A 17,103-nucleotide genomic window follows, 5' to 3' on the forward strand; every position below is an offset into this window, starting at 1 on the left:
TCTTAATACTAAAATTAAGACGGATCGTAAGACAGAACCGGCATCAGCCAGCGTTCCATCTCCTCTGTGGTTTTCCCCTTGCGCTCTGCGATCTGCTCCACCTGGTCCAGATCAATTTTGCCGGTACCGAAGTATTTTGCGTCCGGATGGGCAAAATACCAGCCGCTAACGGCTGCCGCTGGGGTCATAGCGAAGCTTTCTGTCAGTTCGAGCCCACTATGTTTTGTCGCGTCCAGCAGGTTAAACAGCGTCTCTTTTTCGGTATGGTCAGGACATGCCGGGTAGCCGGGGGCCGGGCGAATCCCCTGATATTGCTCCTTAATCAGTGCATCATTATCAAGGTTTTCATCTTGAGCATAGCCCCAGAACTCTTTGCGCACCCGTTCGTGCAGGTGTTCTGCAAAGGCTTCTGCAAGACGGTCAGCCAGTGCTTTCACCATAATGGAGTTGTAGTCATCGCCCGCTGCTTCATACTCATTTGCCAGTTCTTCTGCACCAATACCGGCATTAACAGCAAAGCCGCCAATATAGTCCTCAAGGCCAGTTTCTTTAGGTGCAATATAGTCTGCAAGGCTCAGGTTTGGCTTTCCTTCAGGTTTTGGTGTTTGCTGACGTATGTGCTGCAGCAAGGCTTTAACATCACTGCGGTTTTCATCGGCATAGACTTCAATCTGATCGGCCTGAGTCGTGTTTGCCGGCCAGAAGCCGATCACTCCACGGGCCTTGATCAGTTTCTCATCGATGATTTTTTTCAGCATGACTTTCGCATCATCAAACAGGCTTGTTGCGGCTTCACCAACCACATCATCGGTTAGAATCTGTGGATATTTACCGGCAAGATCCCAGGACATAAAGAAAGGCGTCCAGTCGATGCGCTGAGCTATCGTTGCCAAGTCATAGTCATCAAAAGCTTTTATGCCGGTAAAGGCTGGCTTCACCGGACTGAAGCTGTTCCAATCCAGTGCCAGCTTGTTATCGCAGGCTTTTTCATAACTTATACGGTCAGCTTTAGCACGCCGGTTGGCATTCCGGATACGGGTTTCTTCATACTCTTTACGCCGGCCTGCGACAAACTCATCCCGCAGTTCATCACTTAGCAGATTACTGGCAACACCAACGGCACGGGAGGCATCGGTGACATAGATGACCGGGCCTCGTTTGTATTGTGGCTCAATTTTAACTGCAGTATGGGCCTTAGAGGTAGTAGCACCTCCGATCAGTAGTGGTATATCAAAACCCTGGCGCTCCATCTCTTTGGCGATATGCACCATTTCATCAAGGGATGGAGTAATCAGGCCGGACAGACCGATAATGTCGGCATTGTGTTCTTTGGCGGCCTGCAGAATTTTCTCTGCAGGTACCATCACACCCAGGTCCACTACCTCATAGTTGTTGCACTGAAGTACAACACCGACAATGTTCTTGCCAATATCATGTACGTCGCCCTTCACCGTGGCCATAATGATTTTGCCTTTGGCTTCCACTTCACCGGACTTTTCAGCCTCAATGAATGGGATAAGATGGGCTACCGCCTGCTTCATAACACGGGCGGATTTTACCACCTGGGGCAGGAACATTTTACCGGCACCAAACAGGTCGCCGACCACATTCATCCCGTCCATTAGCGGCCCTTCAATCACCTGAATAGGGCGATCTGCTTCAATACGGGCTGCTTCGGTGTCTTCAAGGATAAAGTTGGTAATACCTTTTACCAGAGCATGCTCGATTCGCTTAGTAACTGGCCAGGAGCGCCATTCGAGATCCTCTTTCTTTTCCTCTACGCCGTTACCACGGTATTTTTCAGCAACGTCAAGTAGGCGGTCTGTGCTGTCATCTCTGCGGTTCAGAATGACATCTTCGACTAAATCACGCAGCTCCGTTGGCAGATCGTCGTAAACCGCCAGTTGGCTGGCGTTTACGATGCCCATGGTCATGCCTTCTTTAATGGCGTGATAGAGGAAAACAGAATGGATCGCTTCCCGTACAGGGTTATTACCCCGGAAAGAGAAGGACACATTAGAAACACCACCGGAAATCATGGCATGGGGGAGGTTCTGTTTGATCCAGCGGGTAGCATCGATAAAGTCTACTGCATAGTTGTTATGCTCTTCGATCCCCGTCGCCACGGCAAAGATATTGGGGTCAAAGATAATATCCTCTGCCGGAAAGCCGATCTCATTCACCAGTACATCGTAAGAACGCTTACAGATCTCGCGCTTGCGCTCAAACGTGTCAGCCTGACCATCTTCATCAAAAGCCATCACGATGATCGCGGCACCGTAACGCATGCAGAGTTTAGCGTGGTGACGAAACGCCTCTTCACCTTCCTTCAGGGAGATGGAGTTCACCACTGGCTTGCCTTGTACGCATTTCAGGCCGGCTTCAATAATCTCCCATTTGGAGGAATCGATCATGATCGGCACTTTTGCAATTTCAGGCTCAGCAGCCACCAGGTTGAGAAATGTGACCATGGCAGTTTGGGATTCCAACATCCCTTCATCCATGTTGATATCAATCACTTGGGCGCCATTCTCGACCTGCTCCTGTGCGACCTCCAGGGCGGTGTCGTAGTCCTCTTCCACAATCAGGCGCTTAAATCGGGCTGAACCTGTTACGTTTGTGCGTTCACCAACATTCACAAACAGGCTGTCAGAACCGATATTAAATGGTTCAAGGCCACTCAGGCGGCAAGCCTTTGGGATATCGGGTATTTGACGGGGGGGGGTACTTGGCAACTGCTTCTGCAATAGCTTTGATGTGTTCCGGTGCAGTACCACAACAGCCACCAATAATGTTAAGAAAACCACTGGCGGCAAACTCTTCTACAATAACCGCCATCTCTTTGCCCGTTTGGTCATACTCACCAAATTCATTGGGCAGGCCTGCATTAGGGTGGGCTGAAACGTGGCTTTGAGCTTTATTCGACAACTCTTCCAAATAAGGGCGTAGCTCTGTGGCTCCAAGGGCACAGTTTAAACCGACAGATATAGGTTTAGCATGTCGGATTGAGTTCCAGAAAGCCTCTGTTGTCTGACCGGAAAGTGTGCGGCCTGACGCATCGGTAATGGTACCTGAGATCATAATCGGCAGCTCAAAGCCAACCTCATCAAATACATCCTGAACAGCGAAAATAGCGGCTTTGGCATTGAGCGTGTCAAAGATGGTTTCGATCAGAATCAGATCGGCCCCACCTTCGATCAAGGCACGGGTAGCTTCACGGTAATTAACGGCTAGAGTGTCGAAGTCAACATTACGGAAACCAGGGTCATTGACATCAGGTGAGAGAGACGCAGTACGGCTGGTGGGGCCCAGAACACCGGCAACAAAGCGCGGCTTCTCAGGTGTTTCTGTCGTTTTCTCATCCGCGGCGGCCCGTGCGATTTTGGCGGCTTCAAGGTTTAGCTCATAGGTCAGCTCTTCCATACCGTAGTCAGACTGGGAAAGGCGGGTTGAGTTAAACGTATTGGTTTCCAGAATATCAGCACCAGCGTTCAGGTAATCCAGGTGCAGACGCTTAATAAGATCACCCTGGGTCAGAACCAGCAGATCGTTATTGCCCTGAACATCAGATGGCCAGTCCTTGAAGCGTTCGGCCCGGAAGTCAGCTTCAGTGAGTTTCTCCCCCTGAATCATGGTACCCATACCACCGTCCAGAATCAGGATGCGCTCTTTAAGGGCGGATTTTAAGGTTTGAATACGTGTTGCAAGACTCATTTCTTAGGGTACTCCGAACGGGTGAAAACCGATGTGCCGATATTCAGCAGGTCATTATTCAGCGAACAATGTAGATTTTATAAAAGTGGCTACATATTTTTTTGTACAGATTAACATCGCTGGTCGCTGAACTTTTCTCAATGACGTAAGATTGCGGCATTCTATCAAATAAAAAGCTATTTTAAGAGATCACTGTCAGATCAGGCACTTATAACGCTTATCCACTTAGTTATAAGTATAATTGCTGATCAGGGCCATTAGCGGCGCAGGTGACAAAAATCGCAGTGAGACATTACCAAAGTCAGTCACTTCTGACCCTGAAAAAAATTGGCTCTGTCTTGCAGAATACTCATAATGGCCCGAACAGGTCATGGGTAAGGGTTAAAGACCGATAAAAATAGTAGGGTATTTCCAATGCGTTGATTTTACCTTAAAATAGCTCTCAATCATTCATTGTTGAATTTAGGTGACGCTTGATGTCTGCCATTATTGAAATTACTGAAAGTGCCCAGAGCTATCTGGGCGATCTGTTAAGCAAGCAGGATGCGGATGGTATTGGTGTTCGGGTATTTGTGACACAACCTGGGACGCCTTATGCGGAAACATGCCTTGCATATTGCCGTCCTGGAGAAGAAGAGGAAGAAGATCTGCGTCAGGATGGTGCTGTATTTCCTGTTTATATCGATAAAACCAGCGCTGCTTATCTGGAAGAGGCTGTGGTTGACTATAACCCGGACCGCATGGGTGGACAGCTGACGATTAAAGCTCCCAATGCAAAAATGCCCAAAGTGAGTGCTGATAGCCCACTTGCTGAGCAAATTACTTACGTGCTGTATTCTGATATTAACCCTGGCCTGGCAGCTCACGGCGGTGAGATTAAGCTGGTGGAACTAACCGATGATGATATTGCTATTCTTCAGTTCGGTGGTGGGTGTCAGGGATGTTCAGCGGTAGATCTGACATTAAAAGATGGTGTTGAAAAAACCTTGCTTGAGAAGATTCCTCAGCTGAAAGGTATTCGGGACGTAACGGACCATACGGTTACGGATAACGCTTATTTCAAGTAGTTCGTGCTTCTGATCATCAGACACACCGCAAAAGCCAGCGAATGCTGGCTTTTGCGTGCATGCCCTCTTTTTCCTGTGCGGAATCAATAGAGTTAACGTTTATTCTCCCAATTTCTGCCATATCCACCTAAGATTGATGCATCTGTAAAGCTCTATAAAGGCATTTTAATGCGGCGATTTCTTTATAAATGTTTGGCCGGTATCCTGCTCGTTATAACTCCGGTTACTGTCATAGCCGATGAGCCCTCTTTTATCACCGTGGGTACGGGTGATATTACAGGTGTCTACTACCCTGTTGGGGGTGCAATTTGTCGGTTACTGAACAAAGAACTTGATCGTCATGGCATTCGCTGTGTCGTGGAAAGCACCCCAGGCTCTGCTTATAACCTGAAGGCATTGCGTAGAGGAAGCCTGGATCTCGCAATTGTGCAGTCTGATTGGCTGTTTCATGCAACCCGTGGCTCCTCTATTTACACGGCGGCAGGTGCTGATACTGACTTAAGGTCATTGTTAACGCTGCACACGGAAGATTTTACCATTGTCGTTCGCTCGGATAGTGGTATTGATTCTTTAGAGGATTTAAGAGGTAAGCGGGTAAATCTTGGCGACCCGGGATCTGGTCAGCGAAATACAATGGATCTTGTACTGAGTGAACTGGGTTGGTCCTACAGTGACCTGGAGGATGTCGGTGAGTTACAGGCTTCTGAGATGCCTCTTGCTCTTTGCTCAGGTCAAATAGATGCGTTTATCTATTATGTCGGCCACCCGAATACATCCGTAGGGGAGGCGACGACCTTTTGTGATAGCCGCCTGATTCCATTGCCGCAAACGCTTATCAAACGATTTTCTGAAAAATATCCCTTTTATAGGGCAGGGGAAATAAAGGGAGGTCTCTATAGAGGGAATCCTTCTGATATCGATACCTTTCAATTGTCAGCAGTGCTGGTGGCGAATAAAAAGCTACCAAACAATATTGCTTCAGAGTTACTCAGGGTTATTAATGAAAATTTTGAGGAGTTCCGCAATATGCACCCGGCACTCAACGCTCTTAATAAGAGATCAGTGTTTACCAGGGTAGGCCATTTTGCTCCTGTCCACCCTGCAGTAGAACAATACCCAGAGCAGTAGAACTGGGTTAGCAGTCACTAGAAAACCTTATAAAACCAATACTTTAGTCTATTCGTATCCTGATGATGAGCCCCGTTTAAAAGGGGCTTTTTTGTGTCTGAAATATGAATGGCATTATTTTTTTTATTAAATACTGATTATTTGTGACTGATTGGTCGCAATATTAAAACGGCTGTAAGGTAGTTTCATCTGCTATGTTTTTATTACAAAAAAATTAATTGCCAGTGCTTTTATGAACTATTTCTGTGCATGCAACGGCCCTTAGCGGAGTAATTTGGTGCATTTACTCCAGTTGACAGTAATGAGGTTTTTTCAGAGTCTGAGAACCGACGAGAAGCCAAGCCACACTCTCGATAACAAAAATAAATTCCTATTGAGTGAGGCAAAGTTCAGGACAAATTTCGTCTGTTTGCCTCACTAATAACAACAAACCTAAAGGTAAGGAAAAACATGAAACTTCAGCACAAAATTGCAGGTACTATCCTTCTTCCACTGGCAGCCGCTGCGATGTCTACTACTGCTCATGCAGAGTTTTCTTTTGGTGGTTATGTTGCCGCTGAATTTTCTATGGATAGCACATCCGTAGACGGTGGTTCTGATACTAATGATACGAGTGGATCTGCTGTTAAAAGCCGTTTCAACCTTAAGAAGACTAATATTGGCTCATCCAACGCGACCATTTTGTTTGAAGGTGATTACTACGGAAATGGCAACCAGGGCAACCTGCGTATGCGTCATGCCTTAGTTATGGTCGATGGTTGGAAAATTGGTCAGACTTGGTCTTCTGCCGCTAACCTGAATGGTATTCTGCCAACAGTTGATTTTGTTGGCCTGACCGGTACTTCAGTATACGCAAACCGCCACCCCATGATTGCTCGTACTATGGATATGGGCGGTGCTAAACTGAGTTTTGGTGTTGAGGACTGGGGTAAAGGCACTGCTGGTACAGACGGTCCTAACATTCCCGATTTGGCTGCAGGTTTAAGTGCAAATATGGGTGGAGCAAGCCTTTTTGCCGGTGCAGCTTTAGTTAATACTAATGATTCAAAAGGTGAAAATACGACTTATGCCCATCTAACCGCTTCTGCCAAGGTTGCTGTAGCGGATAGCATGAAGCTAGTTGGCTCTGTGACGCATACTGGTGATGATGACACTGGTACTGCGGAATGGACAGCTGTATCTGCCGGTGTGGGCGCTGGTTTAGGCGGTGGGTTAAGTGCTAACGCCATGGCTGAAGTTAAATCTTTCGGTGCATCTGGTTCAGAAGACCAGACGATGGTGTTTGTTAACGCTTTCTACAAAATGCCAAGTGGCTTAGAGTTTGGTGTTGAGTTGCAGAATGTTACTGATTCATACAACAAGACCACAGCAAAGTATGAAGATCGAACCAACTTTAACGTACAAGGCAAGTTTGCTTTCTAAGCAAGCCTTCTCCTAAGCTATATAAGCACAGCCTTCGGGCTGTGCTCTTCGACACCGCAGGCAGGGTATAGGCTTTCCTTCTCTACTCAATCGCACTCCAAGAGTTGTTTCCTTTCCTTACCAACTTTTGGCTGAGTCCTGCCGCGGTGACCCAGTTCTTCCTTTGTGATCTTATTGTATTTCCCTCCCTATCCTACGTTGTTATAAACCTCCTCTGTCATCAACCCCGTGATCATGCAATTAACGGATGTTGTTGCTTACAGATGTTTATTTTAATTTCCACTCATGTGACTAAATGGTCATAATGCTGCGTTTCAAAAAAATGCTATCCTGATGTTTATTAAGCCTTTTTTCAGAGCAGGGTGTTTGAAAAGAATTTTCCAGACAAGGGTTTGGTTTTAAACAGGTTTTTCTTGTTCTGGAGGTTTGACAAAGGCGTCTTTGAATGTGAATCTAGTCAAACGTATGTTTTAAAGCACCGCGTAACAATAAAAACAACATCGTTTGGAAGGCATATTATGATGAAGTTAAAAGCAATACTCCCAACTAAATTATCAATTGCTGTGGCAGCAGCGCTCTTCAGCGGACAGGCGATGTCTGCGGGTTTTGCGCTGAATGATCACAGTGCAACCGCATCCGGTAATGCGTTAGCCGGCGCCGCAGCCAGTCGTTCTGATATCTCATTCAGTTTCTGGAACCCAGCCCTTTTTACTAATGCCAAAGGTATTGAGCTATATGGCTCCGGGGCGTGGGTTATGCCTGAAATGGATGTGACGGTGAATTCAGCATCGGCACCAGCTTCATTTGGTGGTTTGCCCGTTTCTGGTGCAAATCCGTCAGGTGTGGTTGATGATTCCTTGGTTCCATCTATCTATTTTGCGTACCCTTTGAGTGAGAAGACAGTTTTGGGTACATCGCTTAATGTGCCTTTTGGTTTATCCGGTAAGTATGGTACGGATTGGCCCGGGCGTTTTCATTCCGCAAAAACAGGGGTGAAAGACCTTTCGCTCTCGGCAACCCTGGCCCATCAGTTGAATCAAAAGTGGGCGATAGGTGCCAGTGTTCAGGTTCACAGTGGTGAGGTTCAGCTGGACTCGGTTATTCCTGATTCTCCGCTTATGCCAACAGACAAAGAAGGCTATGGTGATCTGGATGCCGATGATGTGACTTACGGTTTTGCACTGGGTGCAATGTTTGAGCCGGTTAAAGGCACGCGTTTAGGTTTAGGTTACCGAAGTGAAGTGGACTTCGACTTTGAAGGGGATGCTAAGTTTACAGATGTAAGTCCGGCGCTTGGTTCTCTGGGGGCTAACCTGGGTATTGATGATGCTGCAATCTCAGACAGTTTGTCTTTCCCTTCCGTGCTGACGTTGAGTGCTGAGCATGAACTGAATGATAAGCTTATGCTGGGTGTTACCGCGATGCGGACAGGCTGGGGTTCGCTGGATGAGATGCGGATCAAATATGAAGAAGGTGCAGACGGTAAGGCTCAGAATGACACTGTGTTGACCTTTGACTTTGAAGATCAATGGTTCTATTCGGCAGGTCTGACTTACCAGATGTCAGAGGCGCTGACCTTGCGTTCAGGCTTGGCAGTTGATAACTCACCGGCCAAAGATGAGTACCGCTCACCAAGAACACCTGATGGTGATCGTAAATGGTTCTCAGTGGGTGCAAGCTATCGCTTAGGTAGTGCCGGAGAAATCACGGCAGCTTACACTCATGTTGCTATTGATGACGTGAGTGTTGTCCGGGATGGTTCGTTTCCAAATGGCTCAACGGAAGATGGAGCAAGGGGCGAGCTGGATGCTGACTACGAGACCAGTGCTGATGTGATCTCTATAGCTTACAATATGTCCTTCTGATTTAGTTTGTTCCGATGCTAAAAAGAGCCGGTTTCCGGCTCTTTTTTTTGCCTGAATTTAACGGTTCTGCTTCTCTTTAACGTGTATGGTCTGTGCTGCTTTGAGCTGCTGGTGCAGTTTACTCATGCTGTTGTCAAATGCCGCCTCTAGCCTTTCAAGCTTTTTATCTGTGTTATCTATGTGGGCGGTGTTTGTTGTTCTGATATGGGTGAGCTCGGTGCTCAGCTTTTGTATTGCTTTTCTACCGGCTGATGCCTCGCTAACTTGCTCTGAAATATACTGTTGCACCTGCTTTAAAGTCAGCATGATTGTTTTGCTGCTTGCTAGGCTTGATTCGCTGAGTTCCTGCTGTTTCTTTTCCTGTAGCTCTAAACGCTGGTCACGCTCTTTGAGCTGCTGTCTCAGATCATCGATTTGCCTGATCCAATATTGCTCTGAATCGGTGCTGCGTTTTCGTTCTTCATTAAGTTGTAACTCAAACTGTGAAAGAGCGTCGCAGAGATCGGAGTGCAATTGCTCATTCTTACTTGTAAGTGTTTCTGTGAGGTGGCTTACTTTTTCGTCATAACGCTCACTTAGGGTTTGAAGCTTCTCTTTTTGCGTGTTGAGTTCTTTCTGTGTGTGCTCAAGTATCTGACTTAGTTTCTCTTTCTCATCCAGAGACTTTTCCAGTTTTGTTTCAGTTATTCCGGCTTGCTTCTCCAGTAAGCGGGTTTCTCTGAGAAGAGCTTCATTCTTATCCTCCAGCCACTTGTTGCGTTTCTCTGTAGCGAGGCTTTGCTCTATAGCGTTCTGCTTTTCGGCTTCGGCTTTATCCAGTGTTCTCTGGATCTCCTGTTTGTAGCTTTCGAGTTCTTTAGTGGCATCTTCTCTGGCTTGTTGCCATACCGCCTGGACCATGCTGTTCAGATTGTCTGGGGCAGGGACTCCACCGGCAATCATGGGTTTTTGCTGTCTTTCAGCTCTCCAGTGCTTCAGGTGCTCCGATATGGTGGTGAAGCTACCGGTCCCGAGTCGTTCCCGTAAGCCTGCAATGGTGGGGTTCAGCCCCTCTGACTGCATCTCATCGATGGCTTGTTTTACATCGTTATAGCTAATGCCATTTCTTGCCATTTTTCGCTGATTCCTGATCTGGTAACACACACATTGATGATTAATGAACATTATTACGTATTATGTATTACGTATTAAATATAATCAAATAGGTCTTTAATTCACGGTAACTCTAATAACCGTGAATTTTTATAATTACACTGCTAAGATAAGCCAGCAACGAGGTCATGGCGCTCGCCTGGGTTCATAGAGCAAGCAAAAGGGTGAAATACAGGTAACTGACGAAAAATGACTGACTTAATAACGAAAGATTCATCCGATGAGCGTTCGGGCATGACCCGAGGTAAACCGGTTCAGGCTGGCCGGCTTATGCCTTTAGAAAGACTGCTGGTTGATCAGGTACGGATACCTGAGTCTTTAAGTGGACGATTTGGCGGCAACAGAAATGAGGTGGCACCTCAGATTGCTGCGAACACCGACCTTGAAGCTGTTCAGAGCTGGCTTCTTGAATACCAGGACTCTCCGGAGACCTTTCGTAGCTATCGTCGTGAAGCAGAGCGTCTCATTCTCTGGTGCTGGTATCAGCAGGGGAAAGCCCTGTCTGATCTCAATCGGCAGGATATTGCGGACTATCAGGCTTTTATTAAAAAGCCTGAGCCTGAAGATCAGTGGTGTGGAGAGCCTTGTGCCAGAACGTCCCCTGACTGGAAACCCTTTAAGGGAGGGTTGAGTGCTAATAGTCAGAAGCAGGCCATCACTATTTTAAAAGGTCTTTTTAGCTATCTGCGTGATGCCGATTACCTCAGAGGAAACCCTTTTGCACTGATTCGACAAAAAGGAGGGCAGAGCCTGGCCCTTCAGCAATCGAAAAAGGTTGAGCGCTACCTTGAGCAGGTCGATATTCAACTTATGTTTAAGCGTTATGAGGCCCCTGGAGCTGAGATTGAAGCATCGTCAGGTAAGTCTGAACGTGAGTTTATGCGGGAAAAGACACTGCTTTATTTTCTTTACTATCTCGCACCCAGGGTAAGTGAGGTTGCCAGCTGCAGGATGGGAGACTTTTTTCTGCGGCGGGGGCGCTGGTGGTGGCGGGTTTTGGGCAAAGGGAAAAAATATGCTGAAATTCCCGTACCGGAGCCGTTGATGGCTCAGGTTCGTCGGTATCGAACATTCCTTGGTTTGTCGCTTGAGCCTGAGGTTGGCGAGGAGGGTGCTTTCATTCGCTCCATTCGCGGAACAAATGCAATGAGTGCGAATATGATTTACCGGTTGAGCAAAAAAATTCTTAGGGATACCGCGGAGAGTATCGAGGAGCATTTCCCTGAATCTGCCGCCCGGATGCGCATGGCTTCGACGCACTGGTTCCGGCATACGGCAATTACTCATCTGGCAGATAGAGGTATTGATTTACGCCTGGTCAGTAAAACAGCCAGGCACAGTCAGTTGGAAACCACTGCAATCTACTTTCATACTGAAGATGAAGCCTGGCATGATGCCATTAATCCTGCAGATAGGGTTGAATAACGTATTGCAGGGCTCTGCCTGCCCCGGGACTGACGAAACTTATAGCGGCTGTTATACTCGCCTCTTTCGTTAGGCAGCGATCTGTTTGGCTGGCTGGCCTTCTTGCAGAGGCTATCCTTCATCGCTTTTTACCTAAATATAAATATTGGAAGGCAGCGTTATTATGTCCGAAATCAATCAGGCGCAGTTAGATCTTGTTGATGAGTTTGAGTTTTTTGACGATTGGATGGACAAGTATCAGTACATCATCGATATGGGAAAGAAATTGCCTGAATTTCCCAGTGAATGGAAAACGGATCTCAATAAAATTGACGGCTGCCAGTCTCAGGTCTGGATCCACCATGAGTTTGCCGATGGTAAAATTAAATTACATGCGATTAGTGATGCTGCGATTGTTTCAGGCCTGATAGCGATGTTGTTACGCATCTATGATAATCGCACACCTGCAGATATTTTGGCGACCACCCCTGAATTTTTAGCGAAGCTGGGTCTGGATAAACACCTGAGCCCAACCCGTAGCAATGGCTTGCATGCCATGCTGCAGAGAATCGGTGAGCTGGCGACTCGTTACGCCTGATTCAGACCGACCTGGCAAAAAGGCTGCCGGATTCCCGTCAGCCTTTGTTAGTGGTATTGCATTCACTGCAGAGGCGCTGTCTGGGGTACTACCGGCCCGCTATGAAAACGAAATGTATCATCATCCGCTTCAATTAACTCTCTTTCAATCTGAGCAAAGAAAGCGATGCGTTCATCAATAGAGTCTGTTGCATATTGCTGGGCTAATTCAAGATAATCACGGTAGTGGCGTCCTTCTGATCGAACTAAGGAGCGATAGTACTTTGCCAGCGGTGCATCCAAATGAGGGATTAGCGCCATAAAACGTTCGCAGGATCTGGCTTCGATAAATGCACCAATAATCAGCACATCAATAAGCTCATAGACGCCTTTACGCATATGCTGGCGTAAGCCTGATGCATAGCGGGCAGCACTGATATGTTCATATTTGATGCCACGCTCCTCCAGAATGCCAACAACCTGCTCAAAGTGGAGTAGTTCTTCCCGGGCCAATTGTGACATTTTTTTCAGAAGGTCAGGCCGGTCTACATAGCGATACATCAGGTTCATCGCATTTGACGCTGCTTTTTTCTCACACTGAGCGTGGTCGATAAGCAGAATATCAAGGTTTTCCAGTGCTTGCTCTACCCATAAGTCAGGTGTCGGGCAGGGCAGGAATTGATAGATCTCTTCGAGCAAATCAGGATTTTTCACAAATCAGCCTGTCTGTTTCTTCTAAGATGGTTCGGTTTATCTTCTGGTAGATGATCTCCAGAAGGCGTGATGAAGTGTTATGCCGCCCTGTGTCAGGTGATAGACCTCTGGCGTGGTCGGTCAAAGTAAGGCCGTAGGCTTCAATATCCTGAATTCTGCTGGCACCCACTCTCAGGAGATCAACAACCCAACATTGGGGGGCAAAGCGCTTAGTATAGCGAATCCTGTGCAATTCAAGTTGTAGATGCAGCTGATCTTTATCAAGTAACTGAAAATATACAGATACCGCGTTGATCGTAAGTTGCTCTATACGCTGCATAACCGATTCGCGTGCCTGGGCTTCCGATCGCCCCCAGTTCAGAATCTCATCTGAATGGCGTTTACAGCCTCGGCAAATCTGATCACCTAATGTTGTGCTACAGATACCGATGCAGGGGGATTCAATTCGTGCCATGGGGCTTAGATGTATCCGTGTTTTCTGGGTCAGGCGTACAGCTGATGTCAGCTATGCATGTACATAGCTGATCGGCGCTTGGTTTGATGGTCTTTATGCTGCAGGGTTCTGCATGACGCTCTTCCGGGTTATTTGATTCTGGGCTGTCATCAGAGCAGCTACTGCAAGAATGGGTGCCATTATGCCAACAGCCTTTTTCAGGCACCGGATCGTAACCTCCTTTGGCCAGAGGGTTGCAGCTCACAATACGTTTAACAGCCAGAATCGTTCCCTTAATCGCACCATGAGTTTCCAATGCCTCCAGTGCATAGCTGGAACAGGTTGGATAATAGATGCAGCGGTTAGGTAATAACGGACTGATCATATAGCGATAGATATGCACTAAGAGTTTCAGTAGATATTTCATAAACCCTTCCGATGAATTAGCTCCGCTTTATTGCTACTTGCCATAAAGCTCTTCTGGATTGATCAGTGGTTCCGAATTAACCCGTAATTCATTTTGATCGGCAACAGCATAAAAGCAGCTGCGACGCCCGGTGTGGCAGGCAGGGCCAATCTGATCAACCAGTAGGAGCAGGGTATCACCATCGCAGTCGATACGAAGTTCCTTAAGATGCTGAATTTGACCGGATGACTCACCTTTCCGCCAATAAGCCTGGCGAGAGCGCGACCAGTAGCAAACACGCTGCGTTTTCAGTGTTTCTTTAATAGAGTCAAGATTCATCCATGCCATCATCACGACTTCATGGGTATCGTGCTGTTGAGCAATAGCGGGGATCAAACCATCATCGTTAAATTTCAGGTGGTTCAGTGCAGTCTCCAGATCAAAACTTTGATTGAGCTCCGCCTTTTCGAGCAGTTTCCAGTTGAATGGGACGCTTGTCATAATAAAGCCTTAGTTCTGGTTGATCGTGATGGTTTTAATCTCAGACTGGTAAGCTCGGATTTGGATTTATCCAGTATTCTGCTTCAGGCCTGAGTTTTACTGTCTAAAGGTTTTTTTCGGGCAGCCACTATAGCAGAAACAGTAAAAGTTGCAGCAGCCAGCAAAATGATACAAGCACCCGCGGGCAGGTCAGGCTGGTAGGATATAGCCAAGCCTCCTGAGGTAAACAGCAAGCCAAGCAGTGATGCCAGCCCCATCATACTGGCGAGTGTTCTGGTGTAGTGTCCTGCAATAGCTGCCGGAAGCGTAAGCAGGGCAATCACAAGAATCAGGCCCACGACCTGAATCATTAACACGACGGTTAACGCCACAATGCATAAAAGTAATAAATAAAGCACGTTGACAGGGAGCCCGCGTAATTTTGCAAACTGAGGGTCAAAAGCGACAGCCTGAAAAGGGCGGTAGAGCAGGGTAATGGCGGCTATAATTACGGCGTCCATGCCTGCCATTAACCAGAGGTCATTCTGGGCAACCAGGAGGATATTGCCAAAAAGATAGCTCATCAGGTCAACCTGATACCCTGGGGTTTGACTGATAAAAATAATGCCAATCGCCATGCCGGCAGCCCACAAAGCACCTATCAGGGTGTCTTCGCGCTCTTGCCAGTATAGTTTGACCATGCCGATGATCAGCGCGGAAATAACTGCCGCAATCAGAGCGCCAATAAAAGGCGAGCCACCAAGATAGTAGGCGACGCCCATACCGCCCATAACTGAGTGTGCAATGCCTCCGGCCAGATAACTGATCCGCATGACCACGACATAGCTGCCGATTAGCCCACAGGCAATACTGGTCAGAACACCCGCTAGCAGCGCATTCTGCAGAAAGGTTTGTTCAGTTACTGCGGAGAAAAATTCCATATGTGTATACCGTGAATGATCAACAGAGGGCTATCGTTCAGATAGAGTGGGTATGATGATGAATCATATGGATATGATCGCCATACATCTGCTCAATCACATCTGGAGTAATGGCATGGGTTTCGTGACATAGCAGCTCTTTATTGAGGCAGGCAACTCGGTCAACGTAATTTGTGATAAAGCCGATATCATGGGAAATTACAATGATTGACATGCGCTTGTTAAGCTCTTTGAAAAGCTCGAAAACGCCTTTTTCCTGGTGAGAGTCAACACTGGCTGTAGGCTCGTCCAGAAGAAGTAGTTCAGGCTCTGTTGCTAAGGCCCGGGCGATAAGAACGCGCTGCAGTTGTCCCCCGGAGAGCTGGTCCAGAGTTCGCTGAGCAAACTCCGCTACCCCCGTTTCCTGCATAACCCTAAGGGCGACAGCCTTATCTTCTTTGTTGTACCGTAGCCACAACTTACCGGGTCGAATCCGGCCCATCAGAACAGTTTCTTCAACGGTAATCGGGAAGTCACTGGGAAATCTGGCAAATTGAGGAACATAACCGAGTTTACGGCAAACTTTTTGCGGGTGGGAGCCGAAAATACGTACGTCGCCTTGATCCGGTTTTATCAGGCCCATAATAAGCTTTAGCAAGGTACTTTTACCGCCACCATTAGGGCCGACAAGCCCCAAAAACTCACCTTCGCGCATGGCAAATGTGATCTCCTTCAGAACAGGAGAGGTCTGGTAGCGAAAGCTGACATTATCAAACTCGACAATGTTTTTTGCAAAGCGACCCATTAGTGCCAGGACTCCAGCAGCTGCTCGCTTAGCATCCGAATCGCCTTAGGTAAATTTTCCGGCAGAGGGTCAGCTTTAACAACCCGTGCGCCAATATTCTCGGCTATACGTTCAGCGGGTTTTTGATTGAACTGCTCCTGAACCAGAATCACCTTAATATTCTCAGCTTTAGCTGTTTCAGATAGGCCTACCAGCTGACGGGCAGACGGTGACTTACCCTGATATTCGATTGCAATCTGCTTAAGATGGTAGCGTGCGGCAAAGTGTCCCCAGGCCGGATGAAACACCATAAAGGTTCGGTCTTCATACGGCTCCAGTAACTCATGCACTTCACGGTCAAGTGCTTTAAGCTCGTTAGCTAATGATAAATAACCTTGCTCAAATATTTCCGCAGTTTCAGGGCGCAACTCTTTCAGGGCATCGGTCATGATTCGAGCCTGAGAGAGAGCCTTCATGGGGTCCATCCAGATATGAGGGTCCATGTTTTCATGGTCATGTGAGTGTTCATCATGGCTACTGTGTGCGTCATGATCATGGACCTGATCTTCATGATGGTCATGACGTGAGATATAAGCCGCTTTAACAGGTGCTGAACCGGCTAAAGTGTCAACCAGGCGCATTTCTGAATTCAGCCGGCTGATTCTCGGTAGCCAAACCTGTTCAAAAGGGACACCGGTCGTCATAAGCATCTGAGCTTTAGCCAATCGCGCCATTTGGCGTGCAGAAGGATCGTAACTGTGTGGATTATGGCCCGGCTGAACCAAAACTTCGATATTTACCTGGTCTCCGGCAATTTGCTGAAGCAGGTATTTCTGTGGTGACACGCTGACGAACACCAAGGGCTTATCTGCCGCTGAGCTGACCGGGGTGAAAAGCAGCATCAGAAAAGCAATAAAACAGAGGGCTGATGATAAGAGGGCTTGTTGTCGATAAGCTGAAAGTCTGACGCTCATTTAGCGTTCATGCTCCTGCATTCAGAGGGCCAAAGGGGTGAAAGGCTGGCCAAAATTAGAGTGG

At 47.4% G+C, this 17,103-nt stretch carries 14 protein-coding genes and 1 pseudogene; 6 read left to right on the forward strand and 9 right to left on the reverse strand.

From position 1 onward, the window contains the following. Window positions 1–14: 14 nt before the first annotated feature. A pseudogene (metH, locus tag BTA35_RS11490) lies at window positions 15–3,714 on the reverse strand (methionine synthase). Window positions 3,715–4,190: 476 nt separating this feature from the next. On the opposite strand from metH, the gene nfuA reads away from it, so the two are divergent. The 4 genes from nfuA to BTA35_RS11510 all read left to right on the forward strand — a co-directional run bounded on the left by nfuA (window position 4,191) and on the right by BTA35_RS11510 (window position 9,196). Continuing rightward, window positions 4,191–4,781 (forward strand): Fe-S biogenesis protein NfuA, encoded by a 591-nt coding sequence (gene nfuA / locus BTA35_RS11495; protein ID WP_078319963.1) that lies wholly within the window; start codon window positions 4,191–4,193, stop codon window positions 4,779–4,781. A gap of 168 nt (window positions 4,782–4,949) precedes the next feature. Next, the gene (locus tag BTA35_RS11500; protein WP_078319964.1) at window positions 4,950–5,909 is read left to right on the forward strand and encodes a TAXI family TRAP transporter solute-binding subunit; all 960 of its coding nucleotides are present in this window, start codon (window positions 4,950–4,952) and stop codon (window positions 5,907–5,909) included. A gap of 450 nt (window positions 5,910–6,359) precedes the next feature. Then, window positions 6,360–7,331, forward strand: coding sequence for a porin (locus BTA35_RS11505; protein ID WP_078319965.1), 972 nt, complete (start codon window positions 6,360–6,362; stop codon window positions 7,329–7,331). A gap of 518 nt (window positions 7,332–7,849) precedes the next feature. Beyond that, a complete protein-coding gene (locus BTA35_RS11510) occupies window positions 7,850–9,196 on the forward strand; it encodes an OmpP1/FadL family transporter (RefSeq protein ID WP_238377574.1) in 1,347 nt (448 codons plus the stop codon). A gap of 57 nt (window positions 9,197–9,253) precedes the next feature. Here BTA35_RS11510 and BTA35_RS11515 read toward each other — a convergent pair whose 3' ends face one another. Then, a complete protein-coding gene (locus tag BTA35_RS11515) occupies window positions 9,254–10,309 on the reverse strand; it encodes a DNA-binding protein (RefSeq protein WP_160055138.1) in 1,056 nt (351 codons plus the stop codon). A gap of 228 nt (window positions 10,310–10,537) precedes the next feature. Between BTA35_RS11515 and BTA35_RS11520 the strand changes: the two genes are divergently transcribed. Together BTA35_RS11520 and BTA35_RS11525 are read left to right on the forward strand one after the other, a co-directional pair. Further along, complete coding sequence (locus tag BTA35_RS11520) at window positions 10,538–11,773, forward strand: tyrosine-type recombinase/integrase (RefSeq protein ID WP_078319968.1); 1,236 nt, start codon at window positions 10,538–10,540, stop codon at window positions 11,771–11,773. 163 nt (window positions 11,774–11,936) lie between these two features. Then, window positions 11,937–12,350: a SufE family protein gene (locus tag BTA35_RS11525; protein WP_078319969.1), complete on the forward strand. Its 414-nt coding sequence runs from the start codon at window positions 11,937–11,939 to the stop codon at window positions 12,348–12,350. A 62-nt stretch (window positions 12,351–12,412) separates the two neighbouring features. Here BTA35_RS11525 and BTA35_RS11530 read toward each other — a convergent pair whose 3' ends face one another. The 7 genes from BTA35_RS11530 to BTA35_RS11560 form a co-directional block, all read right to left on the reverse strand. Then, complete coding sequence (locus BTA35_RS11530) at window positions 12,413–13,042, reverse strand: MiaE family protein (protein WP_078319970.1); 630 nt, start codon at window positions 13,040–13,042, stop codon at window positions 12,413–12,415. Then, a complete protein-coding gene (locus tag BTA35_RS11535; RefSeq protein ID WP_078319971.1) occupies window positions 13,029–13,496 on the reverse strand; it encodes a DUF1289 domain-containing protein in 468 nt (155 codons plus the stop codon). Before BTA35_RS11535 ends, BTA35_RS11530 begins: the two co-directional genes overlap by 14 nt. Then, complete coding sequence (gene yidD, locus BTA35_RS11540) at window positions 13,483–13,902, reverse strand: membrane protein insertion efficiency factor YidD (RefSeq protein WP_078319972.1); 420 nt, start codon at window positions 13,900–13,902, stop codon at window positions 13,483–13,485. The genes BTA35_RS11535 and yidD overlap by 14 nt, the downstream gene beginning before the upstream one ends. 33 nt (window positions 13,903–13,935) lie before the next feature. Continuing rightward, window positions 13,936–14,382: a phosphoribosyl-AMP cyclohydrolase gene (hisI, locus tag BTA35_RS11545; RefSeq protein WP_078319973.1), complete on the reverse strand. Its 447-nt coding sequence runs from the start codon at window positions 14,380–14,382 to the stop codon at window positions 13,936–13,938. An 83-nt stretch (window positions 14,383–14,465) separates the two neighbouring features. Further along, on the reverse strand, window positions 14,466–15,302 hold the full coding sequence (locus tag BTA35_RS11550) for a metal ABC transporter permease (protein WP_078319974.1): 837 nt from the start codon (window positions 15,300–15,302) through the stop codon (window positions 14,466–14,468). A 37-nt stretch (window positions 15,303–15,339) separates the two neighbouring features. Beyond that, on the reverse strand, window positions 15,340–16,086 hold the full coding sequence (locus tag BTA35_RS11555) for a metal ABC transporter ATP-binding protein (protein ID WP_078319975.1): 747 nt from the start codon (window positions 16,084–16,086) through the stop codon (window positions 15,340–15,342). Beyond that, entirely contained in the window at window positions 16,086–17,039 is a 954-nt protein-coding gene (locus tag BTA35_RS11560; protein WP_078319976.1) for a metal ABC transporter solute-binding protein, Zn/Mn family, read from the reverse strand. The genes BTA35_RS11555 and BTA35_RS11560 overlap by 1 nt, the downstream gene beginning before the upstream one ends. Window positions 17,040–17,103 lie beyond the last annotated feature (64 nt).

It is taken from the genome of Oceanospirillum linum (assembly GCF_001995095.2).
GTDB lineage: Bacteria > Pseudomonadota > Gammaproteobacteria > Pseudomonadales > Halomonadaceae > Oceanospirillum > Oceanospirillum linum.